Origin of the sequence: Promicromonospora sp. Marseille-Q5078, from assembly GCF_050315395.1 — a bacterium.
Taxonomy (GTDB): domain Bacteria; phylum Actinomycetota; class Actinomycetes; order Actinomycetales; family Cellulomonadaceae; genus Isoptericola.
In genome coordinates, this window is the sequence record NZ_JBNPQG010000001.1 from 1521720 (window position 1) to 1538360 (window position 16641).

The 16641-nt window shown below is 73.1% G+C and carries 19 protein-coding genes; 14 read left to right on the top strand and 5 right to left on the bottom strand.

Annotated elements, in window-relative coordinates:
- Positions 1-145 precede the first annotated feature (145 nt).
- Complete coding sequence (locus ACQFYA_RS07005) at positions 146-1744, bottom strand: DNA recombination protein RmuC (RefSeq protein ID WP_499122490.1); 1599 nt, start codon at positions 1742-1744, stop codon at positions 146-148.
- Positions 1745-1940: 196 nt separating this feature from the next.
- Between ACQFYA_RS07005 and ACQFYA_RS07010 the strand changes: the two genes are divergently transcribed.
- The 8 genes from ACQFYA_RS07010 to ACQFYA_RS07045 all read left to right on the top strand — a co-directional run bounded on the left by ACQFYA_RS07010 (position 1941) and on the right by ACQFYA_RS07045 (position 8498).
- Positions 1941-2762 carry an ABC transporter ATP-binding protein gene (locus tag ACQFYA_RS07010; protein ID WP_499122491.1) on the top strand — a complete coding sequence of 274 codons (822 nt, stop codon included), beginning with the start codon at positions 1941-1943 and terminating at the stop codon, positions 2760-2762.
- A complete protein-coding gene (locus ACQFYA_RS07015) occupies positions 2732-4330 on the top strand; it encodes a hypothetical protein (RefSeq protein ID WP_499122493.1) in 1599 nt (532 codons plus the stop codon). Before ACQFYA_RS07010 ends, ACQFYA_RS07015 begins: the two co-directional genes overlap by 31 nt.
- Positions 4331-4407: 77 nt before the next feature.
- Positions 4408-5448 carry a GNAT family N-acetyltransferase gene (locus tag ACQFYA_RS07020; RefSeq protein WP_499122496.1) on the top strand — a complete coding sequence of 347 codons (1041 nt, stop codon included), beginning with the start codon at positions 4408-4410 and terminating at the stop codon, positions 5446-5448.
- 34 nt (positions 5449-5482) lie between these two features.
- Positions 5483-6271, top strand: a complete 789-nt coding sequence (locus ACQFYA_RS07025) for a DinB family protein (protein ID WP_499122498.1) — start codon at positions 5483-5485, stop codon at positions 6269-6271.
- A 25-nt stretch (positions 6272-6296) separates the two neighbouring features.
- On the top strand, positions 6297-7382 hold the full coding sequence (gene ychF / locus ACQFYA_RS07030; protein WP_499122499.1) for a redox-regulated ATPase YchF: 1086 nt from the start codon (positions 6297-6299) through the stop codon (positions 7380-7382).
- Positions 7383-7416: 34 nt separating this feature from the next.
- Entirely contained in the window at positions 7417-7698 is a 282-nt protein-coding gene (locus tag ACQFYA_RS07035; protein WP_499122502.1) for a type II toxin-antitoxin system RelE/ParE family toxin, read from the top strand.
- 9 nt (positions 7699-7707) lie between these two features.
- Complete coding sequence (locus ACQFYA_RS07040; RefSeq protein WP_499122504.1) at positions 7708-8007, top strand: HigA family addiction module antitoxin; 300 nt, start codon at positions 7708-7710, stop codon at positions 8005-8007.
- Positions 8004-8498 (top strand): HIT family protein, encoded by a 495-nt coding sequence (locus tag ACQFYA_RS07045; protein ID WP_499122505.1) that lies wholly within the window; start codon positions 8004-8006, stop codon positions 8496-8498. Before ACQFYA_RS07040 ends, ACQFYA_RS07045 begins: the two co-directional genes overlap by 4 nt.
- A 121-nt stretch (positions 8499-8619) precedes the next feature.
- Here ACQFYA_RS07045 and ACQFYA_RS07050 read toward each other — a convergent pair whose 3' ends face one another.
- The gene (locus ACQFYA_RS07050) at positions 8620-9213 is read right to left on the bottom strand and encodes an ArsR/SmtB family transcription factor (protein ID WP_499122506.1); all 594 of its coding nucleotides are present in this window, start codon (positions 9211-9213) and stop codon (positions 8620-8622) included.
- 60 nt (positions 9214-9273) lie between these two features.
- On the opposite strand from ACQFYA_RS07050, the gene ACQFYA_RS07055 reads away from it, so the two are divergent.
- Complete coding sequence (locus tag ACQFYA_RS07055; protein WP_499122509.1) at positions 9274-9843, top strand: dienelactone hydrolase family protein; 570 nt, start codon at positions 9274-9276, stop codon at positions 9841-9843.
- A gap of 467 nt (positions 9844-10310) precedes the next feature.
- Here ACQFYA_RS07055 and ACQFYA_RS07060 read toward each other — a convergent pair whose 3' ends face one another.
- On the bottom strand, positions 10311-10748 hold the full coding sequence (locus ACQFYA_RS07060; protein ID WP_499122510.1) for a VOC family protein: 438 nt from the start codon (positions 10746-10748) through the stop codon (positions 10311-10313).
- Between the two features lie 76 nt (positions 10749-10824).
- Between ACQFYA_RS07060 and ACQFYA_RS07065 the strand changes: the two genes are divergently transcribed.
- On the top strand, positions 10825-11244 hold the full coding sequence (locus ACQFYA_RS07065) for a globin domain-containing protein (RefSeq protein ID WP_499122513.1): 420 nt from the start codon (positions 10825-10827) through the stop codon (positions 11242-11244).
- A 46-nt stretch (positions 11245-11290) separates the two neighbouring features.
- Here ACQFYA_RS07065 and ACQFYA_RS07070 read toward each other — a convergent pair whose 3' ends face one another.
- Positions 11291-12463: a N(5)-(carboxyethyl)ornithine synthase gene (locus tag ACQFYA_RS07070; protein ID WP_499127466.1), complete on the bottom strand. Its 1173-nt coding sequence runs from the start codon at positions 12461-12463 to the stop codon at positions 11291-11293.
- A 135-nt stretch (positions 12464-12598) separates the two neighbouring features.
- Here ACQFYA_RS07070 and ACQFYA_RS07075 point away from each other — a divergent pair, with 135 nt between their 5' ends.
- The 3 genes from ACQFYA_RS07075 to ACQFYA_RS07085 all read left to right on the top strand — a co-directional run bounded on the left by ACQFYA_RS07075 (position 12599) and on the right by ACQFYA_RS07085 (position 15180).
- On the top strand, positions 12599-13054 hold the full coding sequence (locus ACQFYA_RS07075; RefSeq protein WP_499122516.1) for an SRPBCC family protein: 456 nt from the start codon (positions 12599-12601) through the stop codon (positions 13052-13054).
- A 202-nt stretch (positions 13055-13256) separates the two neighbouring features.
- Positions 13257-14033, top strand: a complete 777-nt coding sequence (locus tag ACQFYA_RS07080) for a phosphatase PAP2 family protein (protein ID WP_499122518.1) — start codon at positions 13257-13259, stop codon at positions 14031-14033.
- 697 nt (positions 14034-14730) lie between these two features.
- Positions 14731-15180, top strand: coding sequence for a GNAT family N-acetyltransferase (locus ACQFYA_RS07085; RefSeq protein WP_499122519.1), 450 nt, complete (start codon positions 14731-14733; stop codon positions 15178-15180).
- Positions 15181-15189: 9 nt separating this feature from the next.
- Here the strand turns inward: ACQFYA_RS07085 and ACQFYA_RS07090 are convergent, their stop codons facing one another.
- Complete coding sequence (locus tag ACQFYA_RS07090) at positions 15190-15681, bottom strand: NUDIX domain-containing protein (protein WP_499122521.1); 492 nt, start codon at positions 15679-15681, stop codon at positions 15190-15192.
- A 141-nt stretch (positions 15682-15822) separates the two neighbouring features.
- On the opposite strand from ACQFYA_RS07090, the gene ACQFYA_RS07095 reads away from it, so the two are divergent.
- Complete coding sequence (locus tag ACQFYA_RS07095) at positions 15823-16632, top strand: GNAT family N-acetyltransferase (protein WP_499122523.1); 810 nt, start codon at positions 15823-15825, stop codon at positions 16630-16632.
- Positions 16633-16641: the final 9 nt, after the last annotated feature.

A 16641-nucleotide genomic window follows, 5' to 3' on the forward strand; every position in this document is an offset into this window, starting at 1 on the left:
CGGGTTTCGACAGGCTCAACCAGCGGGTGGTTTCGACGGGCTCAACCAGCGGGTGGTTTCGACGGGCTCAACCAGCGGGTGGTTTCGACGGGCTCAACCAGCGGGTGGTTTCGACGGGCTCAACCGGCGGGTGGTTTCGACAGGCTCAGCCGGCGGCGGACTCGTCCTTCTCGTCCGACCCGGACGCGCGCTCGAGGTCGCGCTGCGCGGCGTCCACGAGCGACTCGACGGAGTGGTCCCGGTCGCCGCCGGCGGCGACGGTGCCGAGATCGACGATCAGCCCCTCCTCGACGGCGAGGAGCTCCGGCTTGGTGACGGCGCGCGTGGTGTCCTCGACCGCCTTGAGGGGCTCGATGGCCTGCCCGGCGTCCACGACCTTGAGCTCGACCATCCGGCGGGCCTGCGGCAGCACGCGCGTCTCGAGGGACCCGACGAACGCGTTGTAGTGCTTGGTCGCCGTCGTCATGGACTGCCCGAGCCGGGTGATGCTCTTGGTCATCGTGACGATGCGGGCGTACAGCTCCTTGCCCGTCTGGAGCACCCGCTGGGCGTCCTCGGCGATCGCGTCCTGCTGCCAGGCGTAGGCCACGGTGCGCAGCATGGCGACGAGCGTCATCGGGGTGGCGACGAGCACGCGCTTGCGGATGGCGGTCTCGAGGAGGTCGGGCTGGCGCTCGACGGCGGCGGCGAGGATCGGCTCGGCCGGCACGAACAGCACGACGAACTCGGGCGCCGCGTCGAACTGCGACCAGTAGGCCTTGCCCGCGAGCACGTCCACGTGCTTGGCGAGGTCCTTGGCGTGGGCGTCCAGCTCCCTGTCGCCGTCGGCCGGGCTCTGTGCCTGCTGGGACCGGAGGTAGGCGCTGAGCGGCACCTTCGCATCCACGACGATGTTCTTGCCGCCGGCGAGGCTGACCACCAGGTCGGGGATGAGCGTCTCGCCCTCCGCCGTGGTGCGGTGCACCTGGACCTCGAAGTCGACGTGGTCCACCATCCCGGCGGCCTCGACCACGCGCTTCAGCTGGAGCTCGCCCCACACCCCGCGGGTCTGGTTGGAGCGCAGGGCCGAGACCAGGTCGCTCGTGCCGACGCGCAGCTGCGAGTTGACCGTCTCGAGCTGCCGCAGCTGCTCCGTCAGGGCCGTGTGCCCCTGGAGGCGCGCCTGCTCGGCGGTGTCGACCCGGGCGCTGACCTTGTCGAGGGTCTTGCCCATCGGGTCGAGGAGGGCGCGGATGGCCTGCTCCCGCTGGGCGAGCGTCTCCTCGTTCTTCTGGGTGCTGCGCTGCAGCCGCTCGTCCGCGAGGTCGAGGAACTGCTTCTGGTTCGCCGCGAGCGCGTCGCTGGCCAGCGCGCGGAACCGCTGGGCCGCGGCCTCCTGGTCGTCCTTGGCCTCGGCGAGCTGCCGCTCCAGGTCCGCCTTGACCTGCCCCATCAGGCGGTCGGCGTTCTCGCGGACCTCGGTCACCCGGCGGTCCGCCTCGTCGCGGGCCCGGTCGAGGTCGCGCTCGGCCAGCTCGCGCTGCTCCGCCAGCCGGCGCTCGGTCTCGTCGCCCACCTGGCCGAGGCGGCTGCGCAGCTCCGCTGCGTCGCGGCGCGCGGACTCGAGCTCGCCGTGCTCGCGCAGGCGCTCCATCTCCTGCGACCGCCCGGCTCGCGCCGCACGGTTCGCGTGTCCCAGCCACCCCACCAGCGCCCCGACCGCGAGGGCGCCGAGCGTGAGGAGCAGGGCCGTGGTCGTCGTCATGGGGCACACGGTGTCACGGGGCACCGACACGTCCCAGCCCCCACGCGACGAGCGTGCTGACTTGATCCTCAAACGGCCGGAATGAGGATCACGTCAGCACGCTCGATGCACACGGGGGGCCGCTGCGCCGCGCTGACCTGGGCGTGCGGCAGCGGGCGGGCTGTCCGGCCGCGGGCGCCGGCACTACGGTTGACCCGTGAGCGACCAGAGCGGGCCGCCGCCCGCCGCCCCCGTACCCGTCCCGCCCGACCTCGGGGCCGCCCTGAGCCTGCGCGGCCTGTGGAAGCGGTTCGGCCAGAAGATCGCCGTCGCCGGCGTGGACCTCGACGTCCCGACCGGGTCGTTCTTCGGCCTCGTCGGGCCCAACGGCGCGGGCAAGACGACCTCCCTGTCGATGGCGACGGGCCTGCTGCGGCCCGACTTCGGCGCGGTGCACGTGCACGGCACCGACCTGTGGGCGCACCCCGAGCGGGCCAAGGCGACGCTCGGGGTGCTGCCCGACGGCGTGCGGCTCTTCGACCGGCTGACCGGGGCGCAGCTGCTCACGTACGCCGGGCTCCTGCGCGGGCTGGACCGGGACACGGTCGCCGAGCGCACCGAGGACCTGCTGCGGGCGATGGACCTCGCGGGCGACCGCGACACGTTCGTCGTCGACTACTCCGCCGGCATGACCAAGAAGATCGGCCTCGCGTCGGCGATGATCCACGCCCCGCGGGTGCTCGTGCTCGACGAGCCGTTCGAGGCCGTCGACCCGGTCAGCGCGGCGACCATCCGCGACATCCTGCACGCCTACGTCGACGACGGCGGCACGGTGGTGGTGTCGAGCCACGTGATGGACCTCGTGCAGCGGATGTGCTCGCACGTGGCGATCATCGCCGGCGGCCACGTGCTCGCCGGCGGGACGGTCGCCGAGGTGCGCGGGGAGCAGAGCCTGGAGGACCGCTTCGTGGACCTCGTGGGCGGCCGTCGGGAGTCGGAGGGACTGGCGTGGTTGCGCAGCTCGTCCGCCTCAAGCTGACCCTGCTCGCCAACACGTTCCGGCGGAGCGTGTGGCAGACGATCGGGCTCGTCGTCGGGTCCCTCTACGGGCTGTTCGTGCTGGTGCTCGCCGTGGCCGGCGCCGTCGCGGGCGGGACGGCGGACGCGGCCGTGACCGGCCAGGTGATCACCGTGGTCGGGGCGCTGGTCGTCCTCGCGTGGTGGGTGGTCCCGGTGTTCGCGTTCGGCGTGGACGCCACCCTCGACCCGCGCCGCTTCGTGACCTTCGCGATGCCGCGCCGCACGCTGCTCGCGGGCCTCGCGCTGGGCGGCCTCGTCTCCGTGCCCGCGGCGGTCACGACGCTGGCCGCGCTGGGCGTGTCCTTCGCCTGGTGGCGCGAGCCCGCCGCGCTCGCCGCGGCCCTCGTCGGGGGCGTGCTCGCCACGGCGCTGTGCGTCGTCGGCTCGCGCGCGACGACGACGGCGCTCGCGCCCCTGCTCGACTCGCGGCGCTACCGCGAGGTGCTGACGATCGTGGCCGTGGTCCCGCTCCTGCTGGTCGGCCCCGCGTTCGGCTGGCTCGCCGACGGCGTCGAGGTCACCGTGGGCGGCTCCGGCGCGGACGCGCTGGGGGCCGCGGTCGCGCCGCTCGCGCAGGTGGCCGGCTGGACGCCGCTCGGGGCGCCGTGGGCCCTCGCCTCGGCGGTGCACGACGGCGCCTGGGGGCTGCTGGCGGCGCGACTGGCGATCTCCCTGGGCACGCTCGCGCTCGCCTGGGCGGTCTGGGACCGCACGCTCGCGCGCGAGCTCGTGACCCCGCGCGGCGGCTCGGCGGCGGCGGAGGCGAAGGGGCTCGGCTGGTTCGGCCGGCTGCCGGCCACGCCCACCGGGGCGGTGGCGGCGCGCACCGCCACGTACTGGCTGCGCGACCCCCGCTACGCGGCGTCGATCGCAATGGTGCCGCTGCTGCCGCTGGTGCTGCTCGCCGTCGGGGTCTCGAACGGCGAGGGCGGCGCCTTCCTGCTGGTCATGGGCCCGCTGGCGGCCTGGCTGCTGGGCTTCGGCATCTCGAACGACGTCGGCTACGACAACACGGCGTTCGCCCTGCACGTGGCGACCGGCACGCCGGGCCGCGCGGATCGGTGGGGGCGCGCGCTGCCCGTGCTGGCGGGCGGGCTGCCGCTGTGCCTGGCGTTCGCGCTGGTCGGCTGCGCCGTCGCACAGCGGTGGGACGCACTGCCCGCGATGCTCGGCCTCACCGCCGGCACGCTGGGCGCGTCCGTGGGGATCTCCAGCGCGGTGTCCGCGCGCCTGGTCTACCCGGTGCCGAAGCCGGGTGAGAGCCCGTTCAAGTCCCCGCAGGGCGCGACGATGGCGACGATGCTCGCCCAGATGGCGACGATGGGGATCATCCTCGGCGTGAGCCTGCCCACGCTCGCGCTCGCGCTGCCCGCGATCCTGCTGCCGCAGGCGGCGCTCGGATGGGCTGCGCTCGGCGTCGGGCTGGTCACGGGCGTGCTCGTGCTGGTGCTCGGCGTGCGCTGGGGCGCGCGGACCTACGACCGCCGGCTGCCCGAGCTGCTGCAACGGGTCATGGCCTTCGGGTGACGCACCGGCAGCCCTCCTCGACGCTTCATGAGGCCTCGGTCATGGGCTGACCAAGAAGACTTTGCGACAATGGGGCCGTGACCTCCGTGAACCCCGAGCACCTTTCCCTGCCCGCGCACTGGACGGCGGAGACGCCCGACCTGGCCGACCTGCCCCGCCTCGGCGAGCTGCGGGGAGCGGCCGCGGCGCCGTTCACCGGGTCGTCGGTCGTGAACCAGGACGCGCTCGCCGCGGAGGTGGCCGGTCCGATGTCGTGGACGCGCCGCCAGGTCGTGGTGCGCGACACGGGCGGCGTCGTGCGGGCGTGGGCCACGGCGCACGACCGCGCGGCCGGGCGCGTCGTCGTCGGGGTCGACGTCGACCGCGAGACACCCGAGGCGGACGCGCTCGCCGCCGGGGGATACGCGTGGGCGGCGCGGCAGGGCCGCGAGCTGGCCGCCCAGCGCGGGCTGGACCGCACCCAGCTCGACTCCGGCGCGTACGCCGGCGACGAGACGCAGCTCCGCTGGCTGGCCGCCGCGGGCTACGCCCGGGCGCGCTCCTGGCTGCAGATGTCGCGGCCCGTGGTGCCCGAGGAGGCGCTGCGCGGCGTGCTGCCCGACCCGCGGCCGGGCGTGACCGTGCGCCGGGTCGCGACGCACGACGACGGCCTGCCCGTGGCCGAAGACCTGCAGACGGTGCACCGCGTGCTCGAGAGCGCCTTCGAGGACCACTTCAACTCCTACCGCGAGAGCTTCGGCGAGTTCCTGGTGCGGCTGCGCGCCGACCCGGGCCACCGTTGGGACCACTGGTGGCTGGCGCTCGTGAGCGACCCGGAGCGTCCCGACGCCCAGCCGGAGCCGATGGGCGCGCTCGTCGGCGCCGTCCTGCCCTCGGGCGCCTCGGGCAAGGAGGGCAGCTATGTCGAGTACCTGGGCGCCGACCGGCGGGCCCGGGGCCGCGGGGTGGCGACGGCGCTGCTGTTCGCCGTGATCCGCGACGCGGCCGCGCGCGGGCGCGACCGCGTGGGCCTCGAGGTCGACGCCGACAGCCCGACCGGCGCCGCCGCGCTGTACGAGAGCTGGGGCTGGCGCACCTCGTACGTCACGGAGTCCTGGCACCAGGACGTCGACGTCTGAGTCCGGTGTGGGTGTCGCGGCCTACGGTCGCCCCATGACCAGGTTCGGGCCGGACGACGAGCTGCGGCGCGCGCGGTTCGTCGAGGCCGACATGACGGGCGCCTCCTTCCGCCTCGTCCAGCTGGACGGCGTGCGGTTCGACCAGAGCTTCCTGCCCGGGGCCGTGATGCGCGGCGTCGACCTCACGGACGCCGACATCGACGGCGAGATCACGGGTCTGCGGGTCAACGGGGTCGAGGTCGCGCCGCTGGTCGAGGCGGAGCTGAACCGCCGGTACCCGGGCCGCGAGCAGGCCCGTTCGGCGGACCTCGCCGAGCAGCGGGCGTCGCTGGACGCTGCGCTCCGGGCCTGGGACGCCCACCTCGAGCGCGTGTCCGCGATGGCCGCCGGCACCGTCGACGTCTCCGTCGACGGCGAGTGGTCGACGGCGCAGACGCTCCGGCACCTGGTGTTCGCCATGGACGGCTGGGTGCGCTACGGCCTGCGGGGGATCGACGACGCCTTCTGGTATGCGGGGCTGCCGTTCACCGAGTACGAGCCGGAGGTCGCGCGCCTCGGCGTCGACCTGGCGGCGGCCCCGTCGTGGGAGGAGACCCGCGCGGCCCACGCCGACCGCATCGCCCAGGTGCGCGCTCTCTACGACGACCTCTCCGGCGCCGACGTCTCCGGCGACGCGCCGCGGCTCCCGCCCTGGGCGCCGGAAGGCACCACCCGCGCGGTGCACCAGTCGCTCGGCGTCGTCGCCCGGGAGCACTGGGCGCACCTGCAGTTCGTCGTGCGCGACCTGGCGACGCTCGAGGACCGCGGCCGGGAAGCCCGGTAGGGGCCGGCACGTAGACTCTCCCGACGTGGCACTCACCATCGGCATCGTCGGCCTGCCCAACGTCGGCAAGTCCACGCTCTTCAACGCACTGACCCGCAACCAGGTGCTCGCGGCGAACTACCCGTTCGCGACGATCGAGCCCAACGTCGGGGTGGTCCCGCTGCCGGACCCTCGGCTCGACACGCTCGCGGAGCTCTTCTCCTCGGAGAAGACGCTGCCCGCCACGGTGTCGTTCGTCGACATCGCGGGCATCGTCAAGGGCGCGTCCGAGGGGGAGGGGCTCGGCAACAAGTTCCTCGCGAACATCCGCGAGGCGGACGCGATCTGCCAGGTCACCCGCGTGTTCGACGACGGCGACGTCGTCCGCGTCGAGGGGTCGGTGGACGCCGAGGGCGACATCGAGACCATCTCCACCGAGCTGATCCTCGCCGACCTCCAGACGCTGGAGAAGGCGCTGCCGCGGATGGAGAAGGAGGTCAAGATCAAGCGGGGCGACGCCGCGCTGTTCGCCGCCGCCACCACCGCGCAGAAGATCCTCGAGTCGGGCACGACGCTCTTCCAGGGTGCGAAGGCCGAGGGCCTGGACCTCGCCGACATCGCGTCGCTGCAGCTGCTGACGGCCAAGCCGTTCATCTACGTCTTCAACACCGACGACGCCGGCCTCGCCGACCAGGGGATGCAGCAGCGCCTGCGCGACCTCGTCGCCCCCGCCGACGCCGTCTTCCTCGACGCGAAGTTCGAGTCCGAGCTCGTCGAGCTCGACGCGGACGACGCCCGCGAGATGCTCGCCGACTCCGGCCAGGAGGAGGCGGGCCTCGACCAGCTCGCCCGCGTCGGCTTCCACACCCTCGGCCTGCAGACCTACCTCACGGCCGGCCCCAAGGAGTCCCGCGCCTGGACGATCCGCAAGGGCTGGACCGCCCCGCAGGCCGCCGGCGTCATCCACACCGACTTCGAGCGCGGCTTCATCAAGGCCGAGGTCATCTCCTTCGACGACCTCGTCGAGGCCGGCTCCGTCCAGGCGGCCCGCTCCGCCGGCAAGGCGCGCGTCGAGGGCAAGGACTACGTCATGCAGGACGGCGACGTCGTGGAGTTCCGGTTTAACGTGTAGCGTTATTGACGCATCGCGTTATAGGGTGCGTCCCGTGATCCGATCCTTCGCCGACCGCGACACCGAGCGCGTGTGGCGTCGTGAACCGGCGAAACGGCTTGATTCACGAATCCACAGGGCGGCGAATCGAAAGCTACATCTGCTGGACGCGGCGACGGATTTGGGTGCCCTCCGCGTGCCGCCCGGCAATCACCTGGAAGCGCTCAAGGGTGACCGGTCCGGTCAGCACAGCATCCGCATCAACAAGCAGTGGCGAATCTGCTTTCGCTGGACGGACGCCGGTGCTGAAGCCGTCGAGATCACGGACTACCACTGAGGAGGGATGATGTCCGACAAGCTCTACCCGCCGATCCACCCGGGTGAGGTCCTGAAGGAGGACTTCCTCGAGGGTTTCGGCGTCACGCAGAACAAGCTCGCGGTGTCGATCGGCGTGCCGCCCCGTCGCATCAACGAGATCGTGCACGGCAAGCGTGCCATCACTGCCGACACTGCCCTGCGGCTGGGGCGCTACTTCGGGGTGGACCCGCAGTTCTGGCTCAACCTGCAGACGCGGTACGAGCTGGAGCTGGCCCAGGATCGCGTCGCCGAGCAGGTCGCTGCGATCACGCCGCTGCGGGTGGCGTGACCGACTGGCGGAGCGATCGGGTCCAGAGCGCGATCGAAGGGCGGAATCCCACCGTCCTCGCAGAGCTGGAGGCGTCGTACGCCGTGATCGGTGATGTCCAGTTCCTGCCGGGATACTCGTTGGCGCTGACGAAGGCTCCTGGGGTCGATCGGCTGTCCGATCTTCCGCGGTCGGAGCGTGTCTCGTACCTCGCCGACGTCGATCTGCTCGCAACGGCGGTCGAGACGGTCTGTCAGCGGTTCGACCCGGCGTACCGCCGGATCAACGTCGAGATCCTGGGCAACACGGATGCGTTCTTGCACTGCCACCTCTGGCCGCGCTACGAGTGGGAACCGGCTGGCATCCTCGGCAAGCCGGTCTGGCTGTATCCGGGGGAGCGCTGGCGGGATCCGGCGACGGCACTCGGTCCGGCGCACGACTCGCTGCGCGCGGCGATCACGGCAGAGGTGCATCGGCTGCGGAACGCGGTGGAGTTCCGCTCCGACGTCTGATCGAAAGGTCAGGGACATTCGATACGAAGGCCCTGCCCCCCGGGGGCGGGGCTTCGGCGTCTCCTGGGCCTCACGCACGTCCACATGGCGGTGGAGGTGGGCGGTGGCGCCGGGGGGAGGCTCAGCGTTTGTCGTCCGACGGCGGCGGGAGCTGCGGGTAGTCCTCGACGGGGTAGATGCCGATGGCGAACCCGTGCACCAGGTCGCCTCGGCGGGGAAGGGTGTCGAACTCCGCCACGAGTGCTGCCATCCGCTGCCAGAACTCCTGCTTCTGCCCCTCGTCGATCCGGGCGTGCCGGATGAAGCCCCAGAGGGTTCCGTCGGCGTACGCCGGCCCTGACTCCTGGGCGGCGACCTGGAGGTCGTTGAAGTCCAGCGGGCGGCCCCCCTCGCCATCCGGCCCTGTTCCGTCCGCGCCCTCGAGCGAGACGTGGAACATCCGTGCGGTCCGGCCGTAGTAGGCCTCGTCGACGGCGCGGACCCGGCGCGTCCGGACCACCCGCAGGAGCCCCGCGTCGGTGAGCACCTTGACGTGGTGGGCGACGGTGCTCTTCGGCCGGTCCACCGCGCTGCTGAGCTCGGTGACGCTCGCGGCCCGTTCGTGGAGCAGGCCGAGGATCGTGGTGCGGAGCGGGTGGCCGAGCGCCCGGACCTGGGCCGCGGTGGTCAGGACCGTCCGCTCGTCGAGCGGGTAGTCGGGGGTGTTGCCGTCCATGGTCAACCATACTAGCGTTGTCGAACGTTCGAGAGTTTTGGATCATTGAATCGAGGGGCCATGGCCGAGATCGTCCTGTTCCACCACTCCCAGGGGCTCACTCCCGGAGTCCGCGCGTTCGCCGACGGGCTGACCGCCGCCGGGCACACCGTCCACGTCCCCGACCTGTTCGAGGGCCGCACGTTCGGCGACGTCGAGACCGGCGTCGCGCACGCCCAGGAGATCGGGTTCGACACGATCCTCGACCGGGGCGCCGCCGCCGTACAGTCGCTCCCCGCGCAGGTCGTCTACGCCGGCTTCTCGATGGGCGTCATGCCGGCGCAGAAGCTCGCCCAGAACCGGGTGGGGGCCGTCGGGGCGCTCTTCATGGACGCGTGCCTTCCCGTCGCGGAATTCGGCACCTGGCCGGACGGCGTACCCGTCCAGATCCACGGCGGCGTCGACGACGAGTGGTTCGCCGAGGACCTGGCGTCGGCCCGTGAGCTGGCGGACACGACGTCGACGGCCGAGCTCTTCCTCTACTCCGGCACGGGGCACCTGTTCGCGGACTCGTCGCTGCTCAGCTTCGACCCCGCCGCGGCAGGACTCCTGCGTGAGCGCGCGCTGGCGTTCCTCGGCGCGCTCTCATGAGAGTCGACGTGCAGTGCAGGCCGCACGGACATGCTTGCCCACCGTGCTGCGCACCTGGCGTGTCGCGGTGACTGCACAATGCTGTCCGCGCGGATCCGGTGGAGGCGGAACGCGACTTCGACCTGCCTTCGAGGTTCAACGGCCAGGGTGATGGTGGAGATTCGCTTCAACGTCTGGGCCGGGTCCAGATCTGGCCGATCTGCCAGATCTGCCCTGAGAGGCCGGCCCGCGCAAGGGGGCCGGCCTTTCCGCGTCTCATCCCTCGGCGGGCTCCCAGCCGAGGTCGGCCGCCGCCGGTGTCCCACGCATGGACGGAGCCGCACGCGTCGTCCTCCGCGGCCGATGTGCCGGTCGAGCAGGCGACCAGCCCGAGGACGAGGACCGGGACCAGCACGAGCGCCTTCGGCGACATCCTCGGCCCGTGCCAGCGCGCGGCGACGTGCCGTCTCACGCGACCACCTCGGGCCTCAGCCGAGCTCTTGGGCGAGCCCGACGAGGATGCCCTCAGGCCCGCGCACGTAGCAGAGCCGGTACACGTCCTCGTAACGGACGACGTCCGTGCTGACGAGCTCGGCGCCATGCTCCCGCAGGCGCTCGAGGGCCGCGTCGAGGTCGTCCACCGCGAACATGACGCGCAGGTAGCCGAGGGCGTTCACCGGGGCGTTCCGATGGTCGGCGACGACCTCGGGCTCGAGGAACCGCGACAGCTCGACCGCCCCGTGCCCGTCCGGCGTGCGCATCATCGCGATCTCGACGCGCTGATGCCCGAGGCCGGTGACGCGCCCTGCCCACTCTCCCTCCACGACGGTCTGCCCCTCGAGCTCGAGCCCGAGAGCGCGGAAGAACTCGATCGTCGCGGCGAGATCCTCGACGACGATGCCGACGTTGTCCATCCTCACGGTCATGAGGTCATCGTAGGGAGATCAAGGCTCCGCGGCGGGCCGCCCTCGAACAAGCTCGGCCGGTCGGATACTGGTCGGCATGACCCTGTACGAGGACGTCGGGGGCTTCGACGTGCTGCTGGCCGTCTGCCGGCGGTGGAACGCGCTGTGCCTGGCGGACCCGGTGGCGGCGCACCCGTTCTCGCACGGCACCCTGCACCCGCAGCACGACGAGCGTCTCGCCGCGTACCTGGCGGAGGCGCTCGGCGGCCCGCACCTGTACACGGGCGGGTACGGGGACGAGTCGACGGCGCAGCGCATGCACGCGGGCAACGGGGAGCACGTGGAGCTCGACGAGGTGTGCGTCCGGCTCTTCCGTCGGGCGCTGGACGACGTGGGCGTCCCGACCGCGGCGGCCGCGCAGGTCGGGGACTACTTCGAGCGGTCGCCGGTGGCGATGCGTGCCTTCGGCCGCAGCCGCGACGCGGTGCCGTCAGGGCTTCCCCTCCCGCCGGCGTGACGTCGGCGATCCCTCGTCGACCGAGCGGTCGGACCAACTGGTCGGACTAAGCGGTCAGGGTGTGCGGATAGGCCGGCTCGCGACCCTGAAAGCTCAGGATGCTCGGGTTGTTGACCGCTCCGTCGCGGATCTCGATCGCGCGCGAGATGGTGGGGCTCGTCGCCCACGACGACGGTCCCTCCATGACCGTGCGCAGGAACGGCAGGATCGCCTCGCTGATCTCCCAGGTGGCCGAGCCCCACAGGTACGAGGGGCTGTGGTCGACGGCGTAGTAGCCCACCCCGCGGCCGACGGTGAACATCGGGTCGTCGAACGTGGTGGGCCTCGCCCACTCGAAACCCATCCCCTCGTCGCACGAGACGTCGATGATCAGGCTCCCCGGGGTGAACGCCTCCAGGTCCTCGGTCCGCAGGTAGGTCAACGGCGCGGCGACGTCCTGGAGCGTGCAGTTGACCACGATGTCGTGCGACGCCAGGAACTCCGGCAGCAGGGTGTCGCCGTCCTTCGTGAGGACCGTGGAGAGGTGGGTCGGTCCGTCGCCGGTGTGGAGCTGGGTGATGTGCGCGCCGTGGATCGGCGAGCCGACCGCGGCGACGCCGCGTTGCGTGAGGACCTCGACGTCGTGGATCCCGAGCGCGGTGAGCGCGGTCACCGCTCCTCGCGCCGTCGCGCCGAAGCCGATGACGACCGCGCTGAGCCGCGGGCCGTAGTCTCCGGTCGAGCCGACGAGGCTCAGCGCGTGCAGGACGGAGGCGTAGCCGGCCAGCTCGTTGTTCTTGTGGAACACGTGCAGGCCGAAATGGCCGCGGCGGGTCCAGTGGTTCATCGCCTCGAAGGCGATCAGCGTGAGCCGACGGTCGATCGCCGTCTGCGTCATCCGGGCATCCTGCACGCAGTGCGGCCACCCCCACAGGACACGGCCCTCGGGGATCGCCGCCACGTCGACCGCCTGCGGCTTGGGCAGGAGCAGGACGTCGGCGGACTCGATCACCTCGGAGCGCTCCGCGACCCGGCCCACGCGCGACTCGACGTAGCCGGGCTCCAGCTGGAAGTCGGCGGCGTAGCCACGCTCGACGACGATCCTCGCGCGCACGTCCAGGTCGATCCGGTCCAGGTGGTGCGGGTGGATCGGCAGCCGACGCTCGTTCTCCATCGAGGATCCGGCGAGCAGCCCGAGGGTGAGCAGGTCGCTGCCCGGCGCGGCGCCGTGCGACGGCATGGTGGGGACGGCAGAGGGAGGTGTGGTGGCGCCGGACATCCGGACTCCCATCATCGGGGAACCGGGGTTAGCTCCTGCCTCGAGTGTAGGCCGCACGCCGTCGGGGCAGCGCCGGGCGGGGACTAGCATCGCGCCGTGCCGACGATCGTGCTGACCACCGAGATCCCGTCGTCCCCGGAGGCCTGCTTCGCGGCGAGCCTCTCCGTGGACGCCCACACGGCGTCGATGAGGCGGTCGGGGGAGCGGGCGGTCGGCGGCGTGACCACCGGGGTCATGGGCCTCGGCGACACCGTCACGTGGCGGGCCCGGCACTTCGGGGTGCCGTTCCGGATGACGTCGCGCATCAGCGCCCACGACGCGCCGGGCCGCTTCGTCGACGAGCAGGTCGCCGGCCCGTTCCGCCGCTGGTGGCACGAGCACCGGTTCGAGCCCGCGCCCGGAGGCACGCTCATGACGGACACGGTGGAGTACGCGTCGCCGGCCGGGCCGCTGGGCCGGCTGGTGGACCGGGTCGTCCTGACCCGCTACATGACGCGGCTGCTGAGCACCCGCAACCGGTGGCTCGTCGAGGCCTTGTCGCCGCGCGACTGACCCGCGACCGACCCGCGCCGCGCCGCGCGCCGCGAACGTGCGGCACGCCACAGCCCGCAGGTGCGGCGCCACCCCTACCCCGTATCGGTGCAGGTCAGCGGTTTCGCCGGGCAACGGGGCGAGGGCGCCTCGGGCGCCAGTCGCACCGCCTCGGGCCGCTACGGGCAGGCAGCGTTCAGACACGCTGCTTACCCTGGGGCGGATGTTGCTCCAGGCCCCCTCTGCGCCCGCGCGCGCCCTCGACGGCCCGCGCCTCGGCGCCCACGGCGGGCCTCGGGACCGCGCCGACCAGCTCGACGAACCGCTCGCCCGGCTGACCTCCGCGCCCGTGCTCCTGGCGGGCCTGGTCGTCGTGACGCTCCTCGCGGCGGGTCCCTTCCAGGGGATGGACGAGGCGGCCCACGGGTTCTGGGCCCGCCGGCTGACCCCGGGTCTGCAGCCGTTCATCCAGCACGTGCTGGACCCGATCGCGGGGCAGGCGGTCTGTCTCCCGGTCCTCGCCGCGGTCGCGGTGACGTTGTCGTGGCGGAACCGCACCTGGCGTCCCCTGTGGTGCGCGGCCATGGCGGAGCTGGCGTTCTACGGGGGCGTCGGCCTGCTCAAGGTCGTGCTGGCCCGCCCGGCGCCGACCACCGACGACGCGGACCTCTTCGACGGCGGGCTGCAGGCGCTCGGCTGGAGCGGGATCAGCTTTCCCTCGGGGCACGCCTCGGAGGCCGTGCTGATCTACGGCACCGCGGTGTACCTGGTGGGGCGGTGGACGATGGCGTCCGCGCGCACGATGCGCATCCTGCGGGTCGGCGTGGGGGTGATCGCGCTCAACGCCGTCGCGGTGTCCTACTACCTGGGCTGGCACTGGATCTCGGACCTCGTGGGCGGCCTGCTCGTGGGCGGCCTGCTGCTGCGCCTGCTCGTCGAGGCGGACCGCCGGGGCTGGCACCTGCGGCCGCGGCGCGCGGTCGTCGCCCGACACCTCTGATCCACCGTCTCCTACCCGTCGTGCGGCGGCCGACGGCCTTGCGCCTCCCGCACGGGTCTGGGAGCGTCGTCCGGATGAGCGGTCCCGCGCCTGTGTCTCCGACTCGCGGTCGGCACGCGGCTGCGTTCGTGGGCGGTCTACTCGTGGGCAACAGCGCGCCGCACCTGGCGTCGGCAGCAACAGGGCGCGAGCACCTGACACCCCTTGCGGCCACGGGTCGTCCCCGCTCGTGAACCTCGTGTGGGGTGTCGCCAACCTGGCGGGCGGGCTGGCGCTCGTCCGCGCGGCGACGGGGCCGGGGCGTACCTGGGACCGGCGGTTGGTGGCGTTCGAGGCAGGCGTCGTGACGTTTGCCGCCTGGATGGCCTCCAGCGAGGGGATCGCGTCGGTCAACTCCGCGCCCCGGCAGCGCCCGGAAGGCTAGGCGAGCTGCACGGAGCTGCACGGGGTGCCCGTCCGGGTCCTCGACGAAGGTGACGCGCAGCAGCCCGTCCCGGAACGAGCGTGACGGTCGGTCCCGTCTGCCGCGACGGAGAGGGCCGAGGAAGCCCAGCAGCGCGGGGGCGCCCGGCAGCAGGCCGGTCAGCGCCTGCACCGTCTGGATCGTCCCGGCGGTCATGGTGGGGAGGGAGGGGGCCGGACGGTTGTCCGTGACACCCGTTCGCCGCGCGGACCGGACCGGGCGAGGATGGTCGGCATGGCGGAGTGGACGGTCGTGCAGGTCACGGACCCGGCCGACCTCGTCGCGGCGTCGCACCTGTTCGACGGCCCGGTCCCGCCCGACGGCGCCGCGGACGTGCTGGCCCGGCCCGGTCACGTCGTGCTGCTGGCGCGCTCGCCGGACGGGCGCGACGTCGGCTTCGTGTCCGGCGTCGAGATGCGGCACGCGGACAAGGACGCCGAGATGTTCCTGTACGAGCTGGGCGTCGACGAGGGCTGGCGGCGCCGCGGCGTGGCGTCCGCGCTGCTCGCGGCGCTGCGCGACCTCGCCCTGGCGCGCGGCTGCCGCGGGATGTGGACGGGCACCGAGGCGGACAACGACGCGGCCCTCGCGACCTACCGCGCGGCGGGTGCCGAGATCGACGCCGGCTCCGTCTTCGTCGTCTGGGACGACCTCGAGGGGGCGGCGGGCGAGGCCGGGGACTGAGCGCGAGGGTCAGTCCCAGGCGCCGCGGTCGCCCGCGACGAGCACCTCGAGCATCGGCTCGTGCGGTGCGAACAGCGGATCCGGCAGCGCGTCGAGGGCGAACCAGCCCAGGGCGCGGGTCTCGTCGCCGTCGGCCGTGAGCTCGCCGGCCACGACCCCCGCCACCAGCACCGTGACGACCGACTGGACCACGTCGCCGTTCGGGTAGGTGTGCAGCTGCGGCCCCGAGAACACCCCGAGCAGGTCGTGCGGCTCCACCACGAGCCCGGTCTCCTCGCGGGTCTCGCGGACCGCGGCCTGCGACACCGTCTCGCCGAGCTCCAGCGCGCCGCCGGGCAGGCCCCACGGGCCGCCGGGCTCGCCGCGCTGCTGCAGCAGCACGCGGGGGACGCCGTCGTCGTCGCGCTCGAGGACGGCGCAGCAGGCGGCGGGCAGGAGGATCGGGGCCTGCCCGACCAGGGCACGCAGCCGACCGACGTAGTCCGTCGCGGGATCGCTCACGGGTATTGACCCTAGCGGCCGCGCCCCGGCGCCGGCCGCCGGACGGACGCCCTGCGGAACGGCCGGCAAGCGCATGACCGGGAAGCGCTCCCTGGTGAAAACCGTTGCCCGCCGCCACGGGGCTCTGGAAGGCTGGCCGCCGTGAACGCACCCTCCGCGGACCTGGACGCCGCGCGGCTCCTGGCCGCCTACGACGACCAGCTCCGCACCGACGCCGAGACGCCGAGCGCCGTCGACGTCACCCGGCTGGGGCCGCTGCGGCTCGTGACGTTCTCCGGCGGTCGCGGCTTCGTCACCTACCAGGACCTGGGCGGCGCGGACGCCGCCACGATCCGCGGCCTCGTCGCCTCCGCCCTCGCGCACTTCCGCGACGACGCGCAGATCACGAGGGCCGAGTGGAAGACGCGCGGCCACGACGTCGCGCCGGGGCTGCACGGGGCGCTCGTGGACCACGGGTTCGTGCCCGAGGAGCCCGAGTCGATCATGATCGGCGAGACGCGGGGCCTGGTCGCGGACGTCCCGCTGCCGGACGGCGTGACGCTGCGCCGCGTGACCGCGGAGGCGGACGTGCGGGCGATGTCGGCGATGGCCGACGAGGTCTTCGGCGACGACCCCGCCACCTCCGGGCACGCCGACGCGATCCTGCGGCGCCAGGAGCGGGACCCCGAGATGGAGCTGTGGGTGGCCGAGGCGGACGGGCAGGTGATCTCCGCGGGCCGGCTCGAGCCGGTGCCGGGCACCGAGTTCGCCGGCCTCTGGGGCGGGTCGACCCGGCCGGAATGGCGCGGCCGCGGTATCTACCGCGCACTGACCGCCGCCCGCGCGCGCTCCGCGCTCGACCGCGGCAAGACCTACCTGCACAGCGACTCCACGGAGTTCTCCCGGCCCATCCTGGAGCGCTCCGGCCTGATCAAGGTGTCGACCACGACGCCGTACGAGTGGCGTCGCTGAGGAGCGTCC

Coding starts and splice junctions, on each gene's coding strand:
- ACQFYA_RS07065 (WP_499122513.1), top strand. CDS start 10,825: ATGACCCTGTACGAGGACGTCGGGGGCTTCGACGTGCTGCTGGCCGTC.
- ACQFYA_RS07060 (WP_499122510.1), bottom strand. CDS start 10,748: ATGACCGTGAGGATGGACAACGTCGGCATCGTCGTCGAGGATCTCGCC.
- ACQFYA_RS07005 (WP_499122490.1), bottom strand. CDS start 1,744: ATGACGACGACCACGGCCCTGCTCCTCACGCTCGGCGCCCTCGCGGTC.
- ACQFYA_RS07080 (WP_499122518.1), top strand. CDS start 13,257: ATGTTGCTCCAGGCCCCCTCTGCGCCCGCGCGCGCCCTCGACGGCCCG.
- ACQFYA_RS07070 (WP_499127466.1), bottom strand. CDS start 12,463: ATGCCGTCGCACGGCGCCGCGCCGGGCAGCGACCTGCTCACCCTCGGG.
- ACQFYA_RS07040 (WP_499122504.1), top strand. CDS start 7,708: ATGTCCGACAAGCTCTACCCGCCGATCCACCCGGGTGAGGTCCTGAAG.
- ACQFYA_RS07025 (WP_499122498.1), top strand. CDS start 5,483: ATGACCAGGTTCGGGCCGGACGACGAGCTGCGGCGCGCGCGGTTCGTC.
- ACQFYA_RS07055 (WP_499122509.1), top strand. CDS start 9,274: ATGGCCGAGATCGTCCTGTTCCACCACTCCCAGGGGCTCACTCCCGGA.
- ACQFYA_RS07050 (WP_499122506.1), bottom strand. CDS start 9,213: ATGGACGGCAACACCCCCGACTACCCGCTCGACGAGCGGACGGTCCTG.
- ACQFYA_RS07085 (WP_499122519.1), top strand. CDS start 14,731: ATGGCGGAGTGGACGGTCGTGCAGGTCACGGACCCGGCCGACCTCGTC.